The organism is Azospirillum sp. UENF 211521 (assembly GCF_058780535.1).
In genome coordinates this window covers 107,761-134,030 of sequence record NZ_JBSNCF010000005.1, presented here as the reverse complement: position 1 = coordinate 134,030, position 26,270 = coordinate 107,761, and the positions used below count along the sequence as shown (strand labels likewise).

At 69.5% G+C, this 26,270-nt stretch carries 7 protein-coding genes; 4 read left to right on the top strand and 3 right to left on the bottom strand.

Annotated elements, in window-relative coordinates; translation table 11 throughout:
* Positions 1 to 7: 7 nt before the first annotated feature.
* Positions 8 to 17,008, bottom strand: coding sequence for an Ig-like domain-containing protein (locus ACWPN5_RS29810; protein WP_492299118.1), 17,001 nt, complete (start codon positions 17,006 to 17,008; stop codon positions 8 to 10).
* Positions 17,009 to 17,115: 107 nt separating this feature from the next.
* Between ACWPN5_RS29810 and ACWPN5_RS29805 the strand changes: the two genes are divergently transcribed.
* The 4 genes from ACWPN5_RS29805 (at position 17,116) to ACWPN5_RS29790 (ending at position 23,194) form a co-directional block, all read left to right on the top strand.
* The gene (locus ACWPN5_RS29805; protein WP_145683563.1) at positions 17,116 to 18,012 is read left to right on the top strand and encodes a LysR family transcriptional regulator; all 897 of its coding nucleotides are present in this window, start codon (positions 17,116 to 17,118) and stop codon (positions 18,010 to 18,012) included.
* 239 nt (positions 18,013 to 18,251) lie between these two features.
* On the top strand, positions 18,252 to 19,322 hold the full coding sequence (locus tag ACWPN5_RS29800) for an HlyD family secretion protein (RefSeq protein WP_492299117.1): 1,071 nt from the start codon (positions 18,252 to 18,254) through the stop codon (positions 19,320 to 19,322).
* Positions 19,319 to 22,069: a ribosome-associated ATPase/putative transporter RbbA gene (gene rbbA / locus ACWPN5_RS29795; protein ID WP_492299115.1), complete on the top strand. Its 2,751-nt coding sequence runs from the start codon at positions 19,319 to 19,321 to the stop codon at positions 22,067 to 22,069. The genes ACWPN5_RS29800 and rbbA overlap by 4 nt, the downstream gene beginning before the upstream one ends.
* A 3-nt stretch (positions 22,070 to 22,072) precedes the next feature.
* A complete protein-coding gene (locus ACWPN5_RS29790) occupies positions 22,073 to 23,194 on the top strand; it encodes an ABC transporter permease (protein ID WP_492299113.1) in 1,122 nt (373 codons plus the stop codon).
* Between the two features lie 49 nt (positions 23,195 to 23,243).
* Here ACWPN5_RS29790 and ACWPN5_RS29785 read toward each other — a convergent pair whose 3' ends face one another.
* A complete protein-coding gene (locus ACWPN5_RS29785; protein ID WP_492299112.1) occupies positions 23,244 to 25,562 on the bottom strand; it encodes a TonB-dependent hemoglobin/transferrin/lactoferrin family receptor in 2,319 nt (772 codons plus the stop codon).
* Between the two features lie 110 nt (positions 25,563 to 25,672).
* Entirely contained in the window at positions 25,673 to 26,221 is a 549-nt protein-coding gene (hutX, locus tag ACWPN5_RS29780; protein WP_186466071.1) for a heme utilization cystosolic carrier protein HutX, read from the bottom strand.
* Between the last annotated feature and the right edge of the window lie 49 nt (positions 26,222 to 26,270).

Genomic DNA, 26,270 nt, shown 5'->3' with positions numbered 1-26,270 from the left:
CCTGTTGTCAGGCGAACCAGGCGGCGACGTTTCCGGTCTGTCCGACGATGGTGATGCGGTTGCCCCCGCCGACGTCGAGGGTGGTGTTGCCGCCCTCGACCCGGGCCGAGCGGATCACCGCGCCGAGGTCCATGCCGGCCTCGTAGAGGGCCAGCCGGTCGACCCCGACCTGGAAGTCCATCACCACCGAGCCGCCCGACGACCGCCCGAAGGCGAACAGGTCGGCGCCCGCCCCACCCCACAGCGTGTCCGCCCCGCCGTCGGCGAACAGCACGTCGTTGCCCGCCCCGCCGTGCAGCAGGTCGTTGCCCGCCCCGCCGAACAGCGTGTCGTCGCCCTCCTCGCCGAACAGCGTGTCGTTGCCGTCGCCGCCCACCCCGAGGTCGTTGCCGGCGCCGAGCCCGATCAGGTCGTTGCCCGCCCCGCCCAGCGCCGTGTCGTTGCCCGCCCCGCCGCTCAGCGTGTCGTCGCCGTCGTCGCCGGCCAGCAGGTCGTCGCCGTCCTCGCCGAACAGCAGGTCGTTGCCCGAACCGCCGACCAGCGTGTCGTTGCCCTCCTCGCCGGTCAGCGTGTCGTCGCCCTCCTCGCCGAACAGCAGGTCGTCGCCCGTCCCGCCGAACAGCCGGTCGTTGCCCGTGCCGCCGCCGATCAGGTCGTTGCCCGCCCCGCCGAGCAGCCAGTCGTCGTCCTCGCCGCCGTGCACCACGTCGTCGCCGTCGTCGCCGTACAGCGTGTCGTTGCCGCCGGCGCTGGTGATCGTGTCGTTGCCGCCGCCGCCGTGCAGGATGTCGTCGCCGGCGCCCAGATGCATGTACTGCTCGTGGTCGTCGCCGTAGACGATCTGCTCGCCGTCGCCGCCGACCAGCGTGGCGTTGCCGACCACCGCGGCGAACTCGACGTTGTCGAGCTGGATGCTCACCGGCCCGGTCAGGCCCGTGGTGTTGAGCACCACCGCGGTCGGCGCCGTGCTGGCGACCCCGGTGCCGCCCAGCGTGTTGCCGGTCACCTTGGTCTGCACCGCCTGGCCGGCGGCGACGCCGGGGGCGGTGAAGTCGATGGCGCGGACCAGCAGCTGGGCCTGGGTGGAGAGCACCGAGAGGAAGCCCGAGCCGCCGCCGGTCAGGTTGCCGCGCGAGGTGGTGCCCTCGTCGGTGCGCGCCTCGATGGCGGCGATCAGGCCGCTCAGCCCGGTCAGCGCTTGCGAGGCGGTCTGGCGCTCGGCGCTGCCGGTGGCGGTGACGGCGACGCCGGTGGAGACGCTGACCGTCAGGGTGGTCTGGGTGGAGACCTCGCCGGTCCGGCGGTCGACCACCTGCTCGCGCACCACCGGGACGTCGGCGAGGTCGGGGTTGGCGGTGTTGCTGTCCTCGACGCGGGTGCTGTTGCTGGCCGCGATGGTCACGGTGGTGGTGCGGGTGCCGTCGCCGTTGGTGGTGACGGCGCCGCTGACGGTGGCGCCGTCGACCGTGGCGACCGGCGGTGGGGCGACCGGGGCGGGCTTGTCGACCGTGGCGGTGAGCTTCTGCGTCGTCGCGGTGAAGGGCACCGAGGCGTTGCCGGCCGGGTCGGTCAGGCCCAGCGTCAGGGTCAGCGTGCCGTCGCCCAGGCCGGAGAGGTCGAGGCCCTCGACGCGCGCGGTGGGCCCGCTCATCACGCCGCTGCCGGAGACCTGGCCGCCGCCGGCGGAGGTGATGGTCCAGGTGAAGGCGGCCCCGGCCTCGCCGCCGCTGATGGTGAAGGCGGCGCTGGACTGCTCGATGGCGTCGATGCTGTCGTCCTCGAACAGGACGGTGGCGGTCGGCGCGGTGGTGTCGACGGTCAGCGACCGGGTGCCGGGGGTCGAGCTGTTGCCCGCCGCGTCGGTGGCGGTGGCCGCGACCGGGTTGGCGGCGTTGGCGGTGAGGCTGAGCGTGCCGGCGGTCGGGACGGCCGTGGCGAGGTTCAGGCTCCAGGCGCCGGTCCCCGACGCGGTGGTGGTGTAGGTGGCGCCGCCCACCGTGACGGTGACGGTGCTGTTCGCCTCGGCCGTTCCGGCCAGGGTCGGGGTGGTGCTGTTGGTCAGCGCCGTGGTGACGGTGGGGGCGTCGGGCGCGGTGGTGTCGACGGTCAGGGTCTGGGTGCCCGGCGCCGAGACGTTGCCCGAGGCGTCGGTGGCGGTGGCCGAGACGGCGTTGGCGCCGTTCGGGTTCAGGCTGAGCGAGCCGGTGGTCGGCGTCGCCGTGGCGAGGTCGATGGACCAGCTTCCGCCGGTGGCGGTGGTGGTGTAGGTGGCGCCGCCGACGGTGACGGTGACCGTGCTGCCCGTCTCGGCGGTGCCGGTGAGGATCGGCGTCGTGCTGTTGCTCAGCGCCGCGCTGGTGACGGTCGGGGCGTCGGGCAGCGTGGTGTCGATGGTCAGCGACTGGGTGCCGGCCGTCGAGGTGTTGCCCGCGGCATCGGTGGCGGTGGCCGAGACCGGGTTGGCGCCGTTGGCGTTGAGGCTCAGCGAGCCGGTGGTCGGCGTCGCCGTGGCGAGGTCGATGCTCCAGGTTCCGTTGGACGCGGTGGTGGTGTAGGTCGCTCCACCCACCGTGACGGTGACGGTGCTGCCGGCCTCCGCCGTGCCGGCGAGGGTGGGGGTGGTGCTGTTGGTCAGCACGGCGCTGGTCACCGAGGGCGCGGTGGGCGCGGTGGTGTCGATGGTCAGCGACTGGGTGCCGGCCGCCGACGTGTTGCCCGCGGCATCGGTCGCCGTCGCCGAGACGGCGTTGGTGCCGTTCGGGTTCAGGTTGAGCGAGCCGGTGGTCGGCGTCGCCGTGGCAAGGTTGATCGACCAAGTGCCGTTGGTTGCCGTGGTCGTGTAGGTCGCACCGCCGATGATGACGGTGACGGTGCTGTCTGGTTCCGCCGTGCCGGTCAGGGTGGGGGTGGTGCTGTTGGTCAGCGTGGCGCTGGTCACCGCCGGGGCGTTGGGCAGCGTGGTGTCGACAACCAGCGACTGCGTGCCGGCCGAAGACGTGTTGCCCGCGGCATCGGTGGCGGTGGCCGAGACCGGGTTGGCACCGTTGACGTTCAGGCTGAGCGAGCCGGAAGTCGGCGTCGCCGTGGCGAGGTTGACGCTCCAGGAACCATTCGTCGCGGTGGTCGTGTAGGTCGCCCCGCCCACCGTGACGGTGACGGTGCTGCCGGCTTCCGCTGTGCCGGTCAGGGTCGGCGTCGTGCTGTTGCTCAGCGCCGCCGAGGTCACCGCTGGGGCGGTGGGCGCGGTGGTGTCGATGGTCAGCGATTGCGTGCCGGCCGTGGAGACGTTGCCCGCAGCGTCGGTGGCGGTGGCCGAGACGGCGTTGCCCCCGTTGAGGTTCAGGTTCAGCGACCCGGTGGTCGGCGTCGCCGTGGCAAGGTTGATCGACCAGGTGCCGTTGGTCGCCGTCGTGGTGTAGGTGGCTCCACCCACCGTGACGGTCACCGTGCTGTTCGCTTCCGCCGTGCCGGTGAGGGTCGGCGTCGTGCTGTTGCTCAGCGCCGCGCTGGTCATGATCGGGGCATCGGGCAGAGTCGTGTCGACGGCCAGCGACTGCGTGCCCGGCGCAGAGACGTTGCCGGCGGCGTCGGTGGCCGTCGCCGAGATGGCGTTGCCGCCGTTCGGGTTGAGGCTGAGCGTGCCGGCGGTCGGGACGGCCGTGGCGAGGTTCAGGCTCCAGGCGCCGGTCCCCGACGCGGTGGTGGTGTAGGTGGCACCACCGACCGTGACGGTGACGGTGCTGTTCGCTTCCGCCGTGCCGGTGAGGGTCGGCGTGGTGCTGTTGCTCAGCGCTGTGGTGACGGTCGGGGCATCGGGCAGCGTCGTGTCGACGGTCAGCGACTGGGTGCCGGCCGTCGAGATGTTGCCTGCCGCGTCGGTGGCTGTGGCCGAGACGGGGTTGGCACCGTTGGCGTTGAGGTTCAGCACCCCCGTGGTCGGCGTCGCCGTGGCAAGGTTGATCGACCAGGTGCCGTTGGTCGCTGTGGTCGTGTAGGTCGCCCCACCCACCGTGACGGTCACCGTGCTGTTCGCTTCCGCCGTGCCGGTCAGGGTCGGGGTGGCGCTGTTGCTCAGCGCTGTGGTGACGGTCGGGGCGGTCGGAGCGGTGGTGTCGATGGTCAGCGACTGCGTGCCCGGCGTGGAGACGTTGCCCGCGGCGTCGGTGGAGGTCGCGGAGACCGGATTGGTCCCATTGGCGTTGAGGCTCAGCGAGCCGGAGGTCGGCGTCGCCGTGGCAAGGTTGATCGACCAGGTGCCGTTGGTCGCCGTGGTGGTGTAGGTAGCCCCGCCGATGGTCACGGTTACCGTGCTGTCCGCTTCCGCCGTGCCGGTGAGGGTCGGGGTGATGCTGTTGGTCAGCACGGCGCTGGTGACGGTCGGGGCGTTGGGCAGCGTGGTGTCGATGGTCAGCGACTGCGTGCCGGCCGAAGACGTGTTGCCCGCGGCATCCGTGGCGGTGGCCGACACCGGGTTGGCACCGTTGGCGTTCAGGCTCAGCGAGCCGGTGGTCGGCGTCGCCGTGGCGAGGTCAAGAGTCCAGGTTCCGCCGTTCGTGGCTGTGGTGGCGTAAGTGGCACCGCCCACCGTGACGGTGACGGTGCTTCCAGCCTCCGCCGCGCCGGTCAGGGTCGGCGTCGTGCTGTTGCTCAGCGCCGTGGTGACGGTGGGCGCGTTCGGAGCGGTCGTGTCGATGGTCAGCGACTGGGTGCCCGGCGCCGAGACATTGCCCGCCGCATCGGTCGCCGTCGCCGAGACGGTGTTGGTACCGTTGGCGTTCAGGCTCAGCGAACCAGCCGCCGGAGTGTCGGTGGCAAGGTTGATGCTCCAGGTCCCGTTGGTCGCTGTGGTGGTGTAGGTCGCCCCACCCACCGAGACGGTGACCGTGCTGCCCGTCTCGGCGGTGCCGGTGAGGATCGGCGTCGTGCTGTTGCTCAGCACGGCGCTGGTGACGGTTGGGGAGTTGGGCGCCGTCGTGTCGATGGTCAGCGTCTGTGTCCCGGCCGTGGACGTGTTGCCCGCGGCATCGGTCGCCGTTGCCGACACCGGGTTGGCACCGTTGGCGTTCAGGCTGAGCGTGCCGGTGGCTGGCGTCGCGGTGGCGAGGTTGATGGACCAGGTGCCGTTGGTCGCCGTGGTCGTGTAGGTGGCGCCGCCCACCGAGACGGTGACGGTGCTGCCGGCTTCCGCCGTGCCGTCGATGGTCGGGGCGGCGCTGTTGGTCAGCGCCGTGGTGACCGCCGGGGCGTTGGGTGCCGTCGTGTCGATGGTCAGCGACTGGGTGCCGGCCGTGGAGACGTTGCCCGCGGCGTCCGTTGCGGTCGCCGAGATGGCGTTGCTGCCGTTGGCGTCGAGGGTCAGCGATCCGGCGGTCGGTGTCGCGGTGGCGAGGTTGAGGGTCCAGGTCCCTCCGTTCGTGGCGGTGGTGGTGTAGGTGGCGCCGCCCACCGAGACGGTGACGGTGCTGCCGGCTTCCGCCGTGCCGGTGAGGGTCGGGGTGGCATTGTTGGTCAGCGCCGCGCTGGTCACCACTGGGGCGGTCGGTGCCGTCGTGTCGATGGTCAGCGTCTGCGTGCCGGCCGTGGAGGTGTTGCCGGCGGCGTCGGTCGCCGTCGCCGAGACGGCGTTGGTCCCGTTGGCGTTTAGGCTCAGCGACCCTGAGGTCGGCGGCGTCGTGGCAAGGTCGATGGACCAGGTTCCGTTGGTCGCCGTGGTGGTGTAGGTGGCGCCGCCGATGGAGACGGTGACGGTGCTGCCGGCCTCTGCCGTGCCGGTGATGGTCGGGGTGGCGCTGTTGCTCAGCGCCGGGCTGCTCACCGCAGGCGCGTTCGGCGCTACGGTGTCGATGGTCAACATCTGCGTCCCGGGGGACGAGGGATTCCCGGCGGGGTCGGTGGCGGTCGCGACGACTGGTACGGGAACGTTCGGCAGGAGGCTCAGCGTGCCGGTGGTCGGCGTCGCCGTGGCGAGGTCGATGTCCCAGGTGCCGCCGTTGGTGGCGGTGGTGGTGTAGGTGGCGCCGCCCACCGAGACGGTGACGGTGCTGCCGGCCTCCGCCGTGCCGGCGATGGTCGGGGTCGTGTTGTTGGTGAAGGCCGAGCTGGTGACCGTCGGGGCGGTGGGGGCCGTGGTGTCGACGACCAGCGACTGCGTAGCGGCCGTTGAGATGTTGCCGGCCGCATCGGTGGCGGTGACCGAGACGGGGTTGCTGCCGTTGGCGTTCAGGCTCAGCGAGCCGGTCGCCGGCACCGCCGTGGCGAGGTTGATCGACCAGCTTCCGTTGGTGGCGGTGGTGGTGTAGGTGGCGCCGCCGATGGTGACGGTGACCGTGCTGTCCGCTTCCGCCGTGCCGCTGACCACCGGCGTCGCGCTGTTGGTCAGCGCCGCGCTGGTCACCGCCGGGGCGTTTGGAGCTGTGGTGTCGATGGTGAGCGTCTGTGTCCCGGCCGTCGAGGTGTTGCCGGCGGCGTCGGTCGCGGTGACCGAAACCGGGTTGGCGCCGTTGGCGTTCAGGCTCAGCGATCCGGTGGCCGGCGTCGCCGTGGCGAGGTCGATGCTCCAGGTCCCGTTGGTCGCCGTGGTGGTGTAGGTCGCCCCACCCACCGTGACGGTGACGGTGCTGCCGGCCTCGGCCGTGCCGGTGAGGGTCGGGGTGGCGTTGTTGCTCAGCGCCGCGCTGGTCACCGCTGGCGCGGTCGGCGCCGTCGTGTCGATGCTCAACGTCAGGGCGGTCGATGCCGACGAGGTGCCGTGGACGTTGCCTGACGTGACGGTCAGCGTGTGCGCGCCATCGCTCAGCGACGCGGTGGTGAAGGTCCAAAGGCCGGTGGCGGCGTCGGCCGTCACCGTGCCGATGGCGGTGGCGCCGTCGTACAGCACCACCGTCGACGAGGCGGCTGCCGTTCCGACGATCGTTGGCGCCGTGACGTTGGTCAGCGTGTCTGTCGTCGATCCGCTGTTCGACGCCGTTGTCAGCGTCGGTGCCGTGGGGGTCGCGGGCGGCGGCGTGGTGTTGCGGAAGAGGACCGTCTTGCCGTCGTCCCGGCCGATCAGCGCGTCGAGATCGCCGTCACCGTCGACGTCCGCGAAGATCGGCTTCGCGTTGCTGCCGACATCGCCCAGGTTGAAGGGGTTGGTGCCGTCCAGCGTGAAGGTGGGCGCCGTCGCCGTTCCGATGTTCCGGTAGAGGACCGTGTTGCCACTGTCGTTGCCGATCAGCGCGTCGAGGTCGCCATCCCCATCGATGTCCACGAAGATCGGTGTGGCGTTGCTTCCGACATTGCCGAGGCCGAAGGGATTGGTGCTTTCCAGCGCGAAGGTGGGCGCCGCCGCCGTTCCGACGTTCCGATAGAAGAGCGTATTGCCATCCGCGTTGCCGATCAGGGCATCGAGATCGCCGTCGCCGTCGATGTCCGCCAGGGACGGTGACGCGAAGCCCCCGGCATTGCTCAAGCCGAAGGGATTGGTGCCCACCAGGGTGAAGCTGGGCGCCGTCGCCGTCCCGTTGTTGCGGTAGACGACGATGTCGCCGCCCGCGTTGCCGGCCAGCAGGTCGAGGTCGCCGTCGCCGTCGATGTCCGCGAGGGTCGGCTTGGCGAAGGCGGGCATGCCGCCGCCGACGGTGTTCAGGCCGAAGGGGTTGGTGCCCACCAGGGTGAAGCTGGGCGCCTCCGCCGTGCCGACATTGCGGTAAACGACGATGTTGGCGTACCAGTCGCCAACCACCGCGTCGAGGTCGCCGTCGCCGTCGATGTCGGCGAAGACCGGGGCGGACTGACCGACGAAGGTGCCGAGGCCGAAGGGATTGGTGGCTTCCAGGGTGAATTTGGGGTCGCCGCCCACGCGGACCGGCTGGCCGTTCAGCGCGCCCGCGGCGTTGCCGGCGGCGTCCACGGTCCTGGCGCCGGAGCCCGGCGGGGTGTAGCTGACCGTCGCGCCCTCATAGAGTGAGGTGGCTCCGGCATCCAGCGTCAGGGTGACCGTCCGGCCGGCGGTGGCGACCGCGGTGACCGTGCGCACCACCCCGCCGACCGTCACCGTGAAGGCGCCGCCCACCGGCGTCTGGGTGCCGTCCAGCGCTTCCGAATAGGTCAGGGTCAGCCGCGTCCCGCTCAGCACCGCCGAGGTCAGAGTCGGTGCCGTCGTGTCGATGGTCACGTTCAGCCGGGAGGACGGCAGCGACGCGTTGGTGCCGTTGCTCGCCACGGCGGTCAGGGAATGAGCGCCTTCGCTCAGCGAGGCTGCCGTGATGGTCCACAGGCCGTTGGCGTCGGCCGTCGTCGTGCCGAGCGCCACCGCCCCATCGTACAGCACCACCGTCGTGGACGCCTTGGCTTGGCCGGTGATCGCCGTCGCCGTGACGTTGGTCAGCGTGTCCGTCGTGGAACCGCTATTGGACGCGTTGGTCAGCGCGAGGCTCGCCGGCTGCAGCGGCAGGTTGCGGAAGAGGATGATGTTGTTGCCGACGGTGTCGCCGCCGGCCAGCACGTCGAGGCTGCCGTCCCCGTCGATGTCCACGAGGCTCGGGACGGACTTGAAGGTGACGTTGCTGAGCCCGAAGGGATTGGTGCCCTCCAGCGTGAAGCTGGGCGCCGTCGCCGTGCCGACGTTGCGGAAGAACAGCATGTCGCCGGCGAAATTGCCGACCAGCGCGTCGAGGTCGCCGTCGCCGTCGATGTCCTGGAAGGTCGGCTGGGCGTAGCTGCCGACGTCGGTCAGCCCGAAGGGGTTTGTGGCTTCAAGGGCGAAGCTCGGAGCCGTCGCCGTGCCGATGTTCCGGAAGAACACCGTGTTGCCGTCGTAGTTGCCGATCAGCGCGTCGAGATCGCCGTCGCCGTCGATGTCCACGAAGGAGGGGGTGGTGGCGGAGCCGACGGTGCTCAACCCGAAGGGATTGGTGCCCACCAGGGTGAAGCTGGGAGCCGTCGCCGTTCCGACGTTCCGGTAGACCACCGTGTTTCCGTTGAAGTCACCGATCAGCGCGTCGAGCGTGCCGTTCCCGTCGATGTCCACGAAGGTCGGGGCGGCGTTCATATCGAGCGCGCCCAACCCGAAGGGGTTGGTGCCCGCCAATGTGAAGCTGGGGGCCGTCGCCGTTCCATCGTTCCGGTAGAACCGGATGGTGCCGTCGCTCATGCCGACCAGCGCGTCGAGATCGCCGTCGCCGTCGATGTCGGCGAAGGTCGGGATCGACCAGGGCCCGGTCGTGGCGAGGCCGAAGGGGTTGGTGCCTTCCAGGACGAAGGAGGGGTCGGCCACCTCGCGCACCGGCTGGCCGGTCAGCGCGCCCGCGGCGTTGCCGGCCGCGTCCGCGGTCTTCGCGCCGGAGCCCGGCGGGGTGTAATCGATCGTAACGGCCTGATAGGCGGAGGTCGTCCCGGCGTCGAGCGTCAGGGTAACCGTCTTGCCGCTGGTGGCGACCGCGGTGACCGTCCGCGCCACGCCGCCCACCAGCACCGTGAAGGCCCCGGTGGGAGCCTGGGCGCCGTCCAGCGCCTCCGAATAGGTCAGCGTCAGGGTCGTTCCGCTCAGCACCGCCGCGGTCAGCGTCGGCGCCGCCGTGTCGATGGTCACGCTCAGCGCCGTCGAGGCCGCCGAGGCGCCGTTGGCGGTGTTTGCATTGGCGGTCAGCGAATGCGCGCCGTCGCTCAGCGACGCGGACGTGATCGTCCACAGGCCCGCGCCGTCGGCCGTCGCCGTGCCCACCACCGTCGCCCCGTCGTACAGCACCACCGTGGCGGACGCCTCCGCCGTGCCGGTGATCGTCGGCGTCGTGACCTTGGTCAGCGTGTCGGTGGTCGAGCCGCTGTTCGATCCCGCCGTCAGCGCCAGACCGCCCGGCGCGGCCGGCCGCGGCGGGCCGTTGCGGAACAGCACCGTATCGCCGTCCGTGTTGCCGATCAGGGCGTCGAGGTCGCCGTCCCCGTCGATGTCCACGAAGATCGGCGTGGCGTTGTCCCCGACATCGCCGAGACCGAAGGGGTTGGTGCCCTCCAGGACGAAGGTGGGCGCCGCCGCCGTTCCGACGTTGCGATAGAAGTATGTCTTGCCGTCCCCGCTGCCGATCAGGGCGTCGAGGTCGCCGTCGCCGTCGATGTCCAACAGCTTCGGAGTCGCGCTGACCCCGACGTTGCCGAGACCGAAGGGGTTGGAACCCTCCAGCGTGAAGGTGGGCGCCGTCGCCGTCCCGACGTTGCGGTAGAAGACCGTGTGGCCGTCGTCAACGCCGATCAGGGCGTCGAGGTCGCCGTCGCCGTCGATGTCCGCCAGCTCCACCGACGATCCGAACCCGGCGCGGCTGAGGCCGAAGGGGTTGGAGCCCTGCAGCGTGAAGGTGGGCTGCGTCGCCGTTCCGACGTTGCGGTAGAAGTAGGTGTTGCCGCCGGCGGTGCCGACCAGGGCGTCAAGACGGCCGTCACCGTCGAGGTCGGCGAAGGTCGGCTGCGCCCCGCCGGACCCCACGGGGTTGAGGCCGAAGGGGTTGGTGCCAGCGAGCGTGAAGGTGGGCGCCGTCGCCGTCCCGACGTTGCGGTAGAAGACGATCTTGCTGGCGAAGTTGCCGACCAGGGCGTCGAGGGCGCCGTCGCCGTCGATGTCCACGAAGATCGGTGTGGCGTTGTCTCCGACATCGCCGAGGCCGAAGGGGTTGGTGCCCTCCAGCGTGAAGGTCGGATCACCGACCACCGTGACGGTCCGGCCGCTCACCGCGCCCGCGGCGTTGCCCGCCGCATCCGCCGTCTTCGCGCCCGAACCCGGCGGGGTGTAGTCCACCGTGACGCTCTGATAGAGCGTCGCCCCGGCGTCCAGCGTCAGGGTGACCGTCCGGCCGCTGACCGAGACCGCGCTCACCGTCCGCGCCACGCCGCCCACCGTCACCGCGAAGGCGCCGGTGGGAGCCTGGGCGCCGTCCAGCGCTTCCGAATAGGTCAGCGTCAGCGTTGTGCCGTTCAGCCGCGCCGAGGCCAGCGTCGGTCCCGTCGTGTCGATGGTCACGCTCAGCGCCGTCGAGGCCGCGGACGTGCCGGTGTAATAGGCGCTGGTGGACTTCGCGGTCAGGGTGTGGAGGCCTTCGGCCAGCGTCCCCGTGGTCAGGGTCCATTGGCCGAGGGAGTCCGCCGTGACGGTGCCGATCGCCGAGGCGCCGTCGTACAGCACCACCTCCGACAGCGGCACGGCCGAGCCGGTGATGGTCGGCGCGGTGTTTCCGGTGATGGTGTCGGCCGTCGAGCCGGTGTTGGTGCCGGCCGTCAGCGCCAGGGCCGAGGGCGCCGCGGGCGGCGGCGGACCCTGGAGGTAGACGACGAAGTTGCCGTCGCCATTGCCGATCAGCGCGTCGAGGTCGCCGTCGCCATTGAGGTCGGCGAACACCGGCAGGGCGGCGGTGCCGACGTCGCCCAGGCCGTAGGGGTTGGTGCCGACGACGGTGAAGCTGGGCGCCGCGTTGGTGCCGACGTTGCGGAACACCACCGTGTTGCCGTCGAAATTGCCGACCAGCACATCGAGGTCGCCGTCGTTGTCGATGTCCACGAAGGTCGGCGTCGAGGCGAAGCCGACATCTTCAAGACCATAGGGGTTGGTGCCGACGACGGTGAAGCTGGGCGACGCCGACGTTCCGACGTTGCGGTACACGGTCAACGTGCCGTCGTTGCCGCCGAACAGCAGGTCGAGGTCGCCGTCACCGTCCAGGTCCCAGAGAGTCGCCTTGGCGTAACCGCCGCCGACTTGGCCGATGCCGAAGGCGCTGGTGCCAACCATGGTGAAGCTGGGCGCCGTGGCGGTGCCGTTGTTGCGGTACACCACCGTGAGGCCGGAGCCGTTGCCGAGCAACAGGTCGAGGTCGCCGTCGCCGTCGAGGTCGCCGAAGGTCGGCGTGCCGTACGTGGTGTTGCCGATACCGAAGGGGTTGGTGCCGACGAAGGTGAAGCTGGGCTCCGCCGCGGTGCCGTCGTTGCGGTAGAACCGGACGGACGAACCGCTGTTGCCGGTCACCAGATCGAGATCGCCGTCGCCGTCGATGTCGACCAGGGTCGGCCGGGCGGTCGTGCCGATGTCGACGAGGCCGAAGGGGTTGGTGCCGAGCAGGATGAAGTTGGCATCGCCCACCGTGACGTTGCGCACCTCCCGGCCGGTCACCGCGGCGGCGGCGTTGCCGGCCACGTCCTGCGTCTTGGCGCCCGACCCCGGCGGCGTGTAGCCGACGGTGACCGTCTGGTAGCGTTCCACCGCGCTTCCCAGCGTCAGCGTCACCGTCGTGCCGGAAGCGTTCGCCCCCGTCACCGTGCGCGCCACGCCGTTCACCATCACGGTGAAGGCCGACCCCGCCGCGTCGGCGGCGCCGTCCAGCGCTTCGGAATAGGTCAGGGTCAGGGTCGTGCCGTTGACCGACGCCGAAACCAGCGACGGCGGGGTGGTGTCGGGCGAGTTGTTGGTGACCGGCCGGGCGGTGAAGCTGGCGGCGTCGTCACCGTTGGTGGCCTGGACGGCGCTGGCGTCGTTGCCGGTGGTCGGGTCGGTGTAGGCGACCGTGACCGTGTCCGCGTCGGTGACGCCCTGGGCCAGCGTCAGCGTGACCGTCTTGTTGACGCCGTCCACGGCGACGTTGCTGACAGAGACCGTGGTGCCGCCGACCTTGACCTCGAAGGCGCCGGCCGCCGGCGGGTTGGCCGCGTCGAGGTCCTTGTCATAGGTCAGCACCAGCGTCGTGCCGTTCACCGTCGCGCTTTGCACGACGGGCGGATTGGCGACCGTCACCATGACGGAGCTGGAGATCGCCGAATTGGTGAGATCGATGCCGGTGGACATCGAGTAGATGCTGATGGGGAACGCGCCGGTCGTGTCGGTCCCGGAGGACATCACGTCGAAGGTCAGCGTGAAGGTGTCGCCCGAACTGACGATGCCGGAGATCGTCGGGGAAAGGGTCGCGCTGCCCACCGACCAGCCGCTGGGGGCGTTGATCCCGAAGATGACGTTCGACCCGACCAGGGTCCTCGCCTGGGTGGCCGTCAGGGTGAAGGACACCTGCTGCGGCGTTCCCGGCGTGAAGGTGATGGACGGGTTCGTCGGGACGACCGTCAGGAACGGGCTGTAGCTGGTCGTGTTCGCGATCGAGACCGTGGCGACCTTGTCGATCACCGTGGTGTTGGCGGACGCCCCGCTGTCGGTGATGGAGCGCAGGACGACCGAGCGGGTTTCGCTGTTGCCGACGGCGACGCTGGACGATCCCGTGTTCTTGTAGGCGATGCCGTCGATCAGCGTGTCCATGCCGCCGTTGCTCAGCGCCATGCCGCTCAGCGTCACCGTGGCGACGCCGTTCGCCAGCGTGACCGTGTAGGCGCCGCCGGCGACGCTGCCCGAATTGGCGTTGCTCAGCGCGATGTCGGTGCCGCCGATGCTCAGGAACTCGGTGCTGCCGGTGCCGCCGACGTTGTGAACGGTCAGCACCATGCCGGTGAAGGTCTGCCCGCTGTCGACCGTGGAGGCGGTCACCCCGTCGAACAGGTCGGTGCCGCCGCTGCCCTGGCCGGATTGGAAGCCGCCGTCCTTGGCGGTCAGCGCCAGCGTCGGCGGGACGCCGTTCGGGTCGGGCGTGGTGTTGGTGGCCGACCGGCCGGTGAAGCCGGCGGCGTCGAGGCCGCCGCCGAAGGATTGGATGGCGTTGGCGTCGTCGCCCGCGGTGGGGTCGGCATAGGAGACGCTGACCGCGGCGCCGTGGGCGACCGGCTGGGCGAGCGTCAGCGTGACCGTCTTGGTCGCGGTGTCCACGGCGACGCCGCTGACGGTCACCGGGCTGCCGCCGGCCAGGACGGTGAAACTGCCCGCGGACGGAATGTTCACGGCGTCGAGCGCCGTGTCGTAGGTCAGCACCAGCGACGTGCCATTGACCGCGGCGCTTTGCAGGACCGGCGACGAGGGGGCGCCGATGTTGATGACGGCGGAGATGCCGGTGAGGGCGCCGACGTTGTTGCTGACGCCGCTGTCGGTGACGCTGGCGAGGGTGATGATGCGCTGGCCGTTGGACGGCGTGCTGGCGTTGTTGTTGTAGTAGAAGCCGTCCAGGAGGGACTGCATTTCGTCAGCCGACAACCGCAGGCCGCTGATCGTCACCGTCAAGGTGCTGCCGTTGAGCGTGGCGCCGCCGGTGACCCCAAAGGTGCCGCTCATCAAGCTGGCGCCATTGGTCAAATTCATGATGGAGGACGTGCCCCCGGGGACCATGAAGATCAGATATTCCGACCCACCGTCCAGGACGCCGGTCACGGTGAAGGTCAGACCGGTGAAGACCTGTCCCAGATCATTGGCGTTCGCCGTGACCGACGAGAACAGGTCCGCCGGGCTCGAGGAGTTGGTGAAGGTCGTCGCGTTGCCCGTCGCCGTCAGGCTCGGGGTGTTGACCGCGCGGGTGGTCGTGACCATGGTGGCGAAGCGGGTGTCGGGGAGATCCAGGCCCGACAGGTTCTGCAGGACGTTGGCGGTGTCGTTGCCCGCGGTGGGATCGGTGTAGGTGAAGCGGACGTAATCTCCCTGAGCGAGCGGGCTCGCCGTGGTCAGGATCAGCTTGTTGCCGGAGATGACCGCCGAGCGCAGATCGACCTTCGTGCTGCCCACGAGGATGGCGTCGGTGCCCAGATCCAGCGGAATATAGCTGTCGACGGCGCCGAAACTGGAAAGCAGCAACGGACTCTGGGCGTCAAGGGCCTGATCGAACGTCACGATGATGACGTTTTCGCCGACATAGGCATCGATGGCCGTGACGGATGGCGGCGTGGTGCTCGGATCGGGCGAATTGTTGGTGACCGACTGGCCGGTGAAGCTGGCGGCATCGCGCCCGCCGGTGCCGGCCTGGATGGCGTTCGCGTCGTCGCCCGCGGTGGGATCGGTGTAGGAGACGGCAACGGTGTCGCCATAGGCGACCACTTGGCCGAGCGTCAGCGTGACCGTCTTGTTGGCGCCGTCCACAGCGACGCTGCTGACCGCCACCGAGGTGCCGCCGACCGTGACGGTGAAGGCTCCCACCGCCGGCGGGTTGGCGGAGTCGAGGGCCACGTCGTAGGTGAGCACCAGCGAATCGCCGGTCACCGCGGCGCTTTGCAGGACCGGCGTGGGAGGGGCGGCGGTGACGTTGACGGTTGCGGAGACGCCGGTGAGGCTGGCGGTGTGGTTGTTGCCGCCATCGTCGGTGACGCTGGTGACGGTGATGACGCGGCTGCCGGCGGTCACGTTGCCGGACATGGGGGACCCGTTGAAGGTGCCGCCGGTGTAGTTGATGTAGGACAGACCGTCGATCAGCGTCGCCAGTTGGGCGTTGGTGTGGTTCAGCCCGGAGAGCGTGACGGTGGCCGTCGTGCCGTTCATCGACACGCCGTAGGTGACGCCGGGCAGACCCACCACTTGGGTGAGGGGGGGCATGACCGAGAGGGCAATGACATTGGTGCCGATGCCCAGCAGCGCCTCGGCGTCGCTGACGTTGGTGATCGTCAGGGTCAGGCCGGTGAAGACCTGCCCCGTGTCGTTGGTGTTCGCCGTCACCCCGGAGAACAGATCGACGCCCACGGGCGATCCCTGGCTGAAGGCCGGCGTGCCGCCCGTCGCCGTCAGGGTGGGCAGGGTCAGCGGCGGTGCGCCGACATTGATGGTGGCGGCGATGCCGGTCAGACTGGCCGTGTTGTTGCTCGCCCCGTCGTCGGTGACGCTGGTGAGGGTGACGACGCGCTGGCCGTTGGACGGCGTGCCGGCGGTGTTGTTGTAGGCGATGCTGTCGATGAACGACTGCATGTCGGCGGCCGAGTATTGCAGGCCGCTGATCGTCACCGTGGCGGTGCTGCCGTTGAGCGTGACGCCGCCGACAGCCGACCCGACGAAGGGACCTGTCAGGGTGCCGGCGCCGGTCAACGCGATGGTGACGGGCCCCCCCATCATCCCCGGTATGGTGAAGCCCAGCATTTCCGACGCGCCGTCGACGAGGCCCGTCACGGTCAGCGTCAGGCCGGTGAAAACCTGCCCCGTGTCGTTGGTGTCGGCGGTGACCGACGAGAACAGATCCACCGGGCTGGCGTTGAACGTCGTCGTGCCGCCCGTCGCCGTCAGTGTCGGGTCGGTGGTCGGACGGGCTCCATAAACCGTGACATTGTTCTGAAAGGTCGCGACATCGTCACCGGACAGCGATGCCTGGAGAACGCCGCTGGTCTGATTGCCGGTCGGGTCCTCATACTTGATGGTGAGCACGTCACCGCTGGTGAACGTCTCCATTGGAAGCGTCAGCGTCAGCGTGTTGCCGGAGATCACGGCGGCCGACAAGTTGGTCGCGGCACCGTTGATCTCCACGCTGCTCGGGGTCAGCATGTCGGAGGCGAAGTAACTCAGGGTCGGCTGGCTTGCGGCGTCCAGCGCCTGATCGAACGTCAGCACGATGGTGTTTTCACCGACGTAGGCGACGCCGCTCACGATGGTCGGAGCCGCCATCACCCCGCAATACGAGTCGAACCGCAGCGCATCGGTGGTGACAGCGCCGTGCACCCAGTCGAGGTCCCAGTCACCGCCCCGGTCCGCGGCACCCGTGGGCGTCCGCGAGGCCGCGACGTTGGCCCCCGTCGCCTCCGCCAGCGCGGTGAGGAAGTCGGCGCCCCGGCCCGACGCCACGTCGCAGCCGTAGAGCAGGATGTCGCCATCCGGGGCGAGGCTGGAGGCGATGGACGCCAGTTCCTCGACGCGCTGCGCCAGGGCCGTGGTGTCGAAACGGCCGGAGCCGAGCTGGAGGCCGCCTTCGAAGCCGTGGCTGAGCACATGAATGGCGTGAATGTCGCGTCGGCCATCCAGCGTCCGCGCCATCGCCGCCATGCCGTCGGCCCGGCTGTCGATCAGGAAGACCTCGATGCCGGCCGGCGTCCCGGCCTCCAGGGCCCGCCAGTCGTCGAGCGCCGTGTCGATGAACGCGACCTCGCGCCTCGAAGCCTCGGGAGCACCCTCACAGCCCAGGATGGCGGAGACGGGCCGGGACGCGGTCGAATGGAGCATGACGAGCATTCCTCGAAGGGGTTAGGCGCTTTGGGACCTCCTTTCGGCCTATACACACACAAGTTGCTTTAGTAAAATGCAGGGTTATAAAGTCCGGAATTCACGCCATGAATTTGACCCGTATCGACTTGAATCTGCTGGTGGTTTTCGACGCGATCGCGCGCACCGGCTCTGTGAAGGATGCGGCTCCGCAACTGGCGCTGAGCCAACCGGCGGTCAGTCATGCGTTGAACCGGCTCCGGGTCCTGATGGACGATCCGCTGTTCGTGCGCGCCCGCAACCGTCTGGTGCCGACGGAGCGGGCACAATCGATGATTGGGCCGGTGGCGGGCATCCTCCAATCCGTCCGCGTCCTGATGAGGAGCGACGGTTTGGACATCGTCGAGGACAACCGCCATTTCCGGATCGGCATCAGCGATTTCGCCGCCCTGACCATCGTGCCCAGGCTCACCCGGAAGCTTCAGCAGGTCGCCCCCAACGCGACGCTGGAACTGATCAATGTCGGGGAGCACACCTTGGCGCAGTTGGCCAATGGGGAACTCGATTGCACCTTCTGGGGCCTCCAGCCGCCGGAATCGCCCTATCTGTCGCAATTCCTGTTCCATGACAGTTTCGTCGGGTTCTGTTCCGCGGACCACCCGCTGGTGGACCTGGGCGACCAGGGCGTGTCGATCGACGACTATCTGCTCTACCCCCACGCCGTCGCGCAGTTCCGCGCTTCGGGATCGAGCCCGATCGATGTCTTTCTGAAGAACATCGGGCGCCACCGGACCATTGCCCTGCGCTCCCCCAGCTTCATGAGCAACATCACCGCCATCGTGGGGACGAAAATGGTCGCCACCCTGCCGTCACTGCTGGAATCGATCGCCCTGTCGCAAGGCCTGCTGTCCTTCCCGTTGCCGTTCCTGATCCCGAACTTCAGTTACTCGCTGGTCTGGCACCGCCGCACCGAAGCCGACCCGTCCGGCATCTGGCTGCGGCGCCTGCTGGTCGAGATGCGCTGACCGCAGGAAGCTCTCCGCCGTGCCGTCGCGTGCCATGCGAAGACGGTCAACGCACGGACGCGGCCGGTTGCGCTGCGCGTCCGAATGAACTGTCCCCCGTTCAGGCGCGCGCGCCGGACCCCGTGGGGCGACAGGAGAAGCGTTCCACCTCAAGCTGAAAAAGTCGGTGGCGCTGCGCGGTTGGTCTGATAGGCTGGTCGCCCTTGAAGGCGTACGCCTGCAAGCGAATGGATTGGTGGATGATGAGGAAGCCAAGCCGGTGGCTGCTCAAGGCCGCAGCCGCGCTGTCCGTCGTCGTGATCCTCTACGGTGCGTGGCTGTTCCTGCAGCCCAGGGGGCTGCCCGCCGGTCTGGCCAGCGGCAACGGCCGGATCGAGGCGGTCGAGATCGACATCGCCACGAAAACCGCCGGGCGGGTCGAGGACATCCTGGTCGATGAGGGCGATTTCGTCACCGCCGGCCAAGTGCTCGCCCGGATGGACACCGACGTGCTCCAGGCCCAGGCCAAGCAGGCCGAGGCGCAGAAGCAGCAGGCGGTGATCGGCGTCGAGACCGCCCGCCATCAGGTGCTCCAGCGCCAGGCCGAACGGCAGGCGGCGCACTCCCTGGTCGCCCAGCGCGAGGCCGAGCGGGACGTCGCCCAGAAGCAGCTCGCCCGGTCCGAGGAGCTGGAGGCGCGGGGCACGACGTCGCGGCAGGTGCTCGACACCGACCGCGCCCGCTTCGAGAGCGCGAACGCCGCCGTCAGCGCGGCCAAGGCCCAGGTCGCCGCGGCCGACGCCGCCATTGCCACCGCCGAGGCCCAGGTCGTCAACGCCCAGGCGGCGGTCGAGGCCGCCGCGGCCACCATCGAGCGCATCCAGGCCGACATCCGGGACAGCACGCTCCGCTCGCCGCGCGACGGCCGGGTGCAGTTCCGGGTGGCGCAGCCGGGGGAGGTGCTCGGCGCCGGCGGCCGGGTGCTGAACATGGTCGACCTCAGCGACGTCTACATGACCTTCTTCCTGCCGACGGAGGCCGCCGGGCGGGTGAGGATCGGGACGGAGGTGAGGATCGTGCTCGACGCCTTCCCGCAATACGTCATTCCCGCCAAGGCCACCTTCGTGGCCGACGTCGCCCAGTTCACCCCGAAGACCGTGGAGACGGCCAGCGAACGCCAGAAGCTGATGTTCCGTGTCAAGGCGCAGATCCCGCCGCCGCTGCTCAGGAAATACATCCGCGACGTGAAGACCGGCCTGCCGGGGGTGGCCTATGTGCGGATCGATCCGGACACCGTATGGCCGGCCAACCTGCAAAACCTCGTGCCATGAGCGCCGCCGCGGCCCCCACCGCCACGCCGCGCGTCGCCCGTCTGCGGGACGTCCGTCTGGTGTACGGGAAGGTTCGGGCCATCGATGGGGTCAGCCTGGACCTTCCGGCGAGGCGGGTCTCGGGGCTGATCGGTCCCGACGGGGTCGGCAAGTCGAGCCTTCTGGCGTTGATGTCGGGGGCGCGCGCCCTGCAGAACGGAGTGGTCGAGGTGCTGGGCGGCAGCATGGCCGAGACGCGCCACCGCCGCGCCGTCTGCCCCCGCATCGCCTACATGCCGCAGGGACTCGGCAAGAACCTCTACCCGACGTTGTCGATCGCCGAGAATCTCGACTTCTTCGGGCGGCTGTTCGGCCAGGGCGGGGCCGAGCGCCGGAGGCGCATCGCCGACCTGACGCGCAGCACCGGTCTGGCACCCTTCCTCGACCGGCCCGCCGGCAAGCTGTCCGGCGGCATGAAGCAGAAGCTCGGCCTGTGCTGTGCGCTCATCCACGACCCGGACCTGCTGATCCTCGACGAGCCGACCACGGGCTTGGACCCGCTGTCGCGGCGGCAGTTCTGGGAGCTGATCGACCGCATCCGGGCGGACCGTCCCGGCATGAGCGTGGTGGTGGCCACCGCCTACATGGAGGAGGCGGCGCGCTTCGACTGGCTCGTCGCCATGGACGAGGGACGCGTGCTGGCCACCGGCAGCCCGCGGGACCTGCTCGACCGCACCGCGACCGCGACGCTGGAGGAGGCCTTCGTCGCGCTGATGCCCGAGGAGAAGCGCCGCGGCCACAAGGCCGTCGCGATCGTGCCGCGCACAGGGGACGGGAACGACATTGCCATCGAGGCGAAGGGCCTGACCATGCGGTTCGGTGATTTTGTGGCGGTTGACCATGTCAGCTTCCGCATCCCGCGCGGCGAGATCTTCGGCTTCCTCGGCTCCAACGGCTGCGGCAAGACGACGACGATGAAGATGCTGACCGGCCTGCTCCCGCCGAGCGAGGGCGAGGCCCGGCTGTTCGGGCAGCCGGTGGATGCCGGCAACATCGCGACCCGGCGGCGCGTCGGCTACATGTCGCAGGCCTTCTCGCTCTATTCGGAGCTGACGATCCGGCAGAACCTGGAACTGCACGCCCGCCTGTTCCAGGTGCCCGAGGACGTCCTTCCCCGCCGGGTCTCGGCGGTGGCGGAGCGCTTCGGCCTCGCCGACGCGATGGAGGCGTTGCCGGACCGGCTGCCGCTCGGCCGGCGCCAGCGCCTGTCCCTCGCCGTCGCGATGGTCCATGAGCCCGCCCTGCTGATCCTGGACGAGCCGACCTCCGGCGTCGATCCCATCGCGCGCGACGCCTTCTGGGAGATCATGATCGGGCTGGCGCGCCGCGACCGGGTGACGATCTTCATCTCGACCCATTTCATGAACGAGGCCGAGCGCTGCGACCGCGTCTCGCTGATGCACGCCGGCCGCGTGCTGGTCAGCGACACGCCGGCGGCGCTCGTCGCGACGCGCGGTGCCGCGACGCTGGAGGAAGCCTTCATCGGTTATCTGGAAGAGGCCGTGGCGGAGGGCCAGGAAAGCGATGCGGCGGCGGCCCCCGATGATCGCCGACAGGCCCCGCCGCCCGCCGCCCCTTCCGGCGAACAAGCGACGGGCCGGCTCTTCAGCCTGCGGCGCATGCTCAGCTACACGCGGCTGGAAGCGCTGGAACTGCGGCGCGATCCCATCCGCGCGACGCTGGCCCTCGTCGGCAGCCTCCTGCTGATGGTCATCATGGGCTACGGCATCAACATGGATGTCGAAGACCTGTCCTTCGCGGTTCTGGACCGGGACCAGACGACGGTCAGCCGCGATTACACGCTCAACCTCGCGGGATCCCGCTACTTCATCGAGCGGGCACCGATCGCCGACTACGCGGATCTCGACCGGCGCATGCGGACGGGCGAGCTTTCCCTGGCGCTCGAAATCCCTCCGGGCTTCGGCCGCGACGTCGCCCGCGGCCGCCCGGTGCAGATCGGGGCGTGGATCGACGGCTCCATGCCGACGCGCGCCGAAACGGTCAACGGCTATGTGCAGGGCATGCACAGTCAATGGCTGGCCTCGCGGACCGGCACGCCCAGCCTCGCCTCCATCGAGACCCGCTTCCGCTACAACCCGGACGTCGAGAGCCTGAAGGCCATCGTGCCGGCGGTCATCCCGATCCTGCTGCTGCTGATCCCGGCGATGCTGGCGGCGCTCAGCGTGGTTCGGGAAAAGGAACTCGGCTCGATCATCAACCTCTACGCCACGCCGGTCACCAAGCTGGAGTTCCTGCTCGGCAAGCAGCTGCCCTATGTCGGGCTGGCCATGCTCAACTTCCTTCTGATGGTGGCGCTGGCGGTCACCGCCTTCGGGGTGCCGCTGACCGGCAACGTCCTGGCCCTCGCTGCCGGCGCCGTGCTGTACACCGTTGCGGCGACGGCCATGGGGCTGCTGATGTCCAGCTTCATGCGCAGCCAGATCGCCGCCATCTTCGGCACCGCCATCGCCACGCTGATCCCGGCGACCCAGTATTCCGGCATGATCGATCCGGTGTCGTCCCTGGGGGGTGCCGCGGCGCTCATCGGCGAGGTCTATCCGACCACCCATTTCCTGACCATGTCGCGCGGCGTCTTCTCCAAGGCCCTGGGCTTCGGGGATCTGCACGCCGCCTTCGCCGCGCTGCTGGTCGCGGTCCCGGTCCTGATCGGCGTGAGCGCGCTGCTGCTGAAGAAGCAGGAGGTCTGAGCGATGCAGGCGTCCAACGTCCTGAACCTCGGCATCAAGGAACTGCGCAGCCTCGGCCGCGACCCGATGCTTCTGGCCCTCATCGTTTATTCCTTCACGCTGGCGATCTACACGGCGGCCACCGCCATCCCGGAGACACTCAACAAGGCGGCCATCGCCATCGTCGACGAGGACCGCTCGCCGCTGTCGGCCCGCATCGTCGGCGCCTTCTATCCACCTTATTTCCTGCCGCCGGTCCTGATCACCCCCGCCGAGATGGACGCCCGCATGGACGCCGGGCTCGACACCTTCGCGCTCGACATTCCGCCCAACTTCCAGCGCGACGTCCTCGCCGGGCGCCAGCCGGCGATCCAGCTCAACGTCGATGCGACCCGCATGACCCAGGCCTTTTCCGGAAGCGGCTACATCCAGCAGATCGTCAGCGGCGAGGTCACCGCCTTCGTTCAGCGCTACCGCGGGGAGCAAACCCTCCCGGTCGACCTCGCCCTGCGGGTCCGATTCAATCCCGAGCTGAACAAGGGCTGGTTCGGATCGGTGATCGAGGTCATCAACCAGGTCACGATGCTGTCGATCATCCTGACCGGCGCCGCCCTGATCCGGGAGCGCGAGCATGGCACCATCGAGCATCTGCTGGTGATGCCGGTCACGCCCGCCGAGATCATGGTCGGCAAGATCTGGTCGATGGCGCTGGTCGTGCTCACCGCCTGCGCCTTTTCCCTGGTCTTCGTCGTCCAGGGGCTGCTGGCGGTTCCCATCGGCGGGTCCGTCGCCCTCTTCCTCGCCGGCGCCGCCCTGCACCTGTTCGCCACCACGTCGATGGGCATCTTCCTGGGGACGGTGGCGCGCAGCATGCCGCAGTTCGGCATGCTGCTGATCCTGGTGATGGTGCCGCTGCAAATGCTGTCGGGGGGCATGACGCCGCGCGAGAGCATGCCCGCCCTGGTTCAGGACGTGATGCTCGCCGCGCCGACGACGCATTTCGTCACGCTGGCCCAGGCCATCCTGTACCGCGGCGCCGGTCTCGACGTGGTCTGGCCGCAGTTCCTCGCGCTCATCGGAATCGGCATGGCCCTGTTCAGCCTGTCGCTGGCGCGCTTCCGCAAGGCCATCAGCCGGATGTCGTGAGCCGCGCCGACGGGTTCCGGCGCGGCCTACCAAGGTCAAGGTCGGATCGTCACCATTTCAGCGTGGCGTGCACCAGGAAGGAACGGCCGGCCTCCAGATAGCGGCGGCGGTCGGCCGAGGTCTCGCTGACGCCGACGACGTTGACGTAGTTGTAATAGCCCTGATTGAACAGGTTGTTGACCGAGGTGCCGAGGCTGATGTTCTCCGTCGGGTTGACGTAGGCGGCCAGATCCACCGTGGTGTAGGCCGGAGCCTTCAGGTAGGTCGGGTTGCTCACGTCGCTCGCCGTCTTCGCCATCATGTGGGTGGCGGCGATCTGCGCGCCCCAGAAATCGTTGGGCGCGGTGTAGGACAGGCCGGCGTTGACGGTGAAGGGCGCCACCTCGTCGATGGCGGTGCCGGCGTCGATGTCGAAGCCGCGGGCGAAGGCCGCCGCGCCGAACAGCGCCCAGCCCGGCCGGAACCGCCACTCGCCCTTGCCCTCGGCGCCGAAGATCTCGACCTTCGAGACGTTCTGCGCCTGATAGCGCAGGATGCCGCCGGCGCCGGTGCCGACCGCCTTCTGCAGGATGAAGTCGCTGTAGCGGTTGTAGAAGCTGGAGACCTGGAAGCTCGACCCGTCGCCGAACTTGCCGCGCAGGCCGGCCTCGACGCCGTCGCTGCTCTCCGGCTTGAGGTCGGCGTTGGGCAGCACCTCGTAGCCGTAGGTCGGGTTGGAGAAGCCGAGGTTGGCGTCGTCGTATGGCGGCGCGCGGAAGCCGTGCGCGTATTGGCCGAACAGCGCGTATTCCTTGGTCAGGTCGTAGGTCGCGCCGAACTTCGGCGACAGGGCCAGCTTGTCCAGCTTTTCCGGCTGGGTGGACGGGTTGGCGGCGAAATAGGCGGCGTCCTTGTCCGGGTCCATCCGGTAATAGTCGAGCCGCAGCGCCGGCACCAGCCGCAGTCGGTCGATGGTGATCTCGTCCTGCACATAGGCCGAGGCCATCAGCGTGTCGGTGTTGGGGAAGGTGCGGCTGGGGTAGGTGTCGCCGTTGTAGCTCTTCGCGGTGGCCCCGGTCGCGAGGTTGGTCAGGGTCACGTCGCGCATCCGCTCGGTGCGGATGGAATCGACGCCGAAACCGTAGGAGATGCTGTTGCGCAGCCCGAACAGTTGGGTGTCGGAACGCAGGTTGACGGCGGCGCCGACGATCGTCTGCTTGGATTCGTTGCTGGTGGACTCGCGCAGGCCGGTGCCGGCGGTGAACAGCGGGCTGGTGGAGGTGGCGACGCGGGCGTTGCGGGTGCGCTTCTCCTCGCGGTCGAATTGGGTGCCGTAGAGGCGCCAGTCGATGTGGTCGATGAAGCCGATCGGCGCGTCGTGCGCGTGCTCCAGGCTGACGCGCCAGCGGGTCGCCGTGTCGTCGGCGGTCGAGCCGGTGAAGGCGCCGCGCGTCATCCGCATCGGCGCCATGGAGAAGATGTAGCTGGCGCTGCCGCCGACGTCGTTGCGCAGCGTCGTGTCGGTTTGGCGGTGGAAATACTCGCCGGTCAGAGTCACCTTGTCCGGCCCGTGGTCCCAGACCAGCTTGGCGAGGCCGTTGTTGCCCTCGTAATCCTGCGGGTTGCGGAAGGCCTTGTCCTTGGACTTGTACTCCTCCCCGTCGCGGCGCGTGTAGATGCCGAGCAGGGAGAAGTCGCCGGAGCGCAGCACCCCCGTGCCGGTCTCCGACAGGCTGGAATCGACGCTGTCGTAGGTCGTCTTCAGCGAGACGAAGCTGTCGCGGCCGGGCCGCAGGTAATCGGCCGGGTCCTTGGTCACATAGGTCACCACGCCGCCCAGCGCGTCCGACCCATAGAGCGCCGAGGCCGGGCCGCGCACGATCTCCACCTGTTTGACCGAGTCCAGATCGACCACATCGCGGTTGTAGCCGGCGGACGGGGCGGCGGAGGCCGGGGATTCCGGAAGGCGCGTGCCGTCGACCTGCATCAGGATGCGGTTGTTGCTGATGCCGCGGATGGTGAAGCCGCCGGCCCCGGCGCGGGACGGGGAGTTGCTGACCGTCACGCCGGGTTCGTAACGCGGCAGGTCCTGGAGGCGGTGGACGCCGCGCTTCTCAAGCTCGTAATCGGGGATGACCGACACCGTGCCCGTGTTCTCGCCCACGCTGCGCATCCCGCGCTCGCCATAGACCGTCACCGCGTCGAGGATGGTCGGGGGCGGCGCGGTGGTCGCCTGCGCGGTCTGGGTGGTGGTCTGCTGGGTTTGCTGCTGCGCCTGGGCGGCGGGGGCCAGCAGCGTCAGGGCGGAGGCCGACAGCCACAGCGCCGTGCGCAGGCGGGAGCGGGACGGTGGGAGGGCAGGGCGGTGGGACTCGGGTGGCACGATCATCTCCGTCTCTCTGCACGAGGTTTTTCTGCGTGTTGTTCTTATAAAAATGCGATTGCGTCTTATTCGCAATTGATGGGCTGAAGCCGCCCGGCGCCGGTTCAGGCGCCGGTTCAGGCGGTCTGGCGCGGCGCCCCGCACAGGCGGGCCTTCAGCGCCTCGAACCGCTCCACCTGATCGGGCAGGAGCTGGCGGGCGTCGTCGCGGCCGACGAAGACCTTGAACATCGCCTCCCCGTCGCCGTTGAAGAAGACGACGGAGGCGCTGTCGGCGCTGCCCATGAAGGGCCGGCGGACGAAGCCGACGGTGCGGCAGCGGTCCAGCCGGATGTGCCCGCCGATCGAGCTGCCGCCGGCAAGGTTGTAGAAGCCGCGCCCGAACTGCCCGCGCGGCAGCGGCCCTTTGCATTCCAGGACGAGGTCGGCGCTGTGCACCAGAACGGTGACCGTGCCCCACTCCGCCATGTCCAGCATCGCCGCCTCGGCGGTTTCCCCCGGCGCGAAGGCGCGCAAGCCGTCCGGCAGGCATTCGGTGACGGCGAGCAGGCTGACGCCGGTCTCCGTCGCGACCGCCTCCAGCACGCCGTTCGGCGCGGTGGCGAGGCGGTCGCGCAGGGCGGCCAGCGTGTCGGGGGATGGGGCAGTGGAGCTGCTGTGCGGCATGGAAGCGGTCCGAAGCGTCGGTTGCGAATTCATTTGAGAATAGTTCGCA

Coding starts and splice junctions, on each gene's coding strand:
- rbbA (WP_492299115.1), top strand. CDS start 19,319: ATGAGCGCCGCCGCGGCCCCCACCGCCACGCCGCGCGTCGCCCGTCTG.
- ACWPN5_RS29810 (WP_492299118.1), bottom strand. CDS start 17,008: ATGCTCCATTCGACCGCGTCCCGGCCCGTCTCCGCCATCCTGGGCTGT.
- ACWPN5_RS29805 (WP_145683563.1), top strand. CDS start 17,116: ATGAATTTGACCCGTATCGACTTGAATCTGCTGGTGGTTTTCGACGCG.
- ACWPN5_RS29785 (WP_492299112.1), bottom strand. CDS start 25,562: ATGATCGTGCCACCCGAGTCCCACCGCCCTGCCCTCCCACCGTCCCGC.
- ACWPN5_RS29800 (WP_492299117.1), top strand. CDS start 18,252: ATGATGAGGAAGCCAAGCCGGTGGCTGCTCAAGGCCGCAGCCGCGCTG.
- ACWPN5_RS29790 (WP_492299113.1), top strand. CDS start 22,073: ATGCAGGCGTCCAACGTCCTGAACCTCGGCATCAAGGAACTGCGCAGC.
- hutX (WP_186466071.1), bottom strand. CDS start 26,221: ATGCCGCACAGCAGCTCCACTGCCCCATCCCCCGACACGCTGGCCGCC.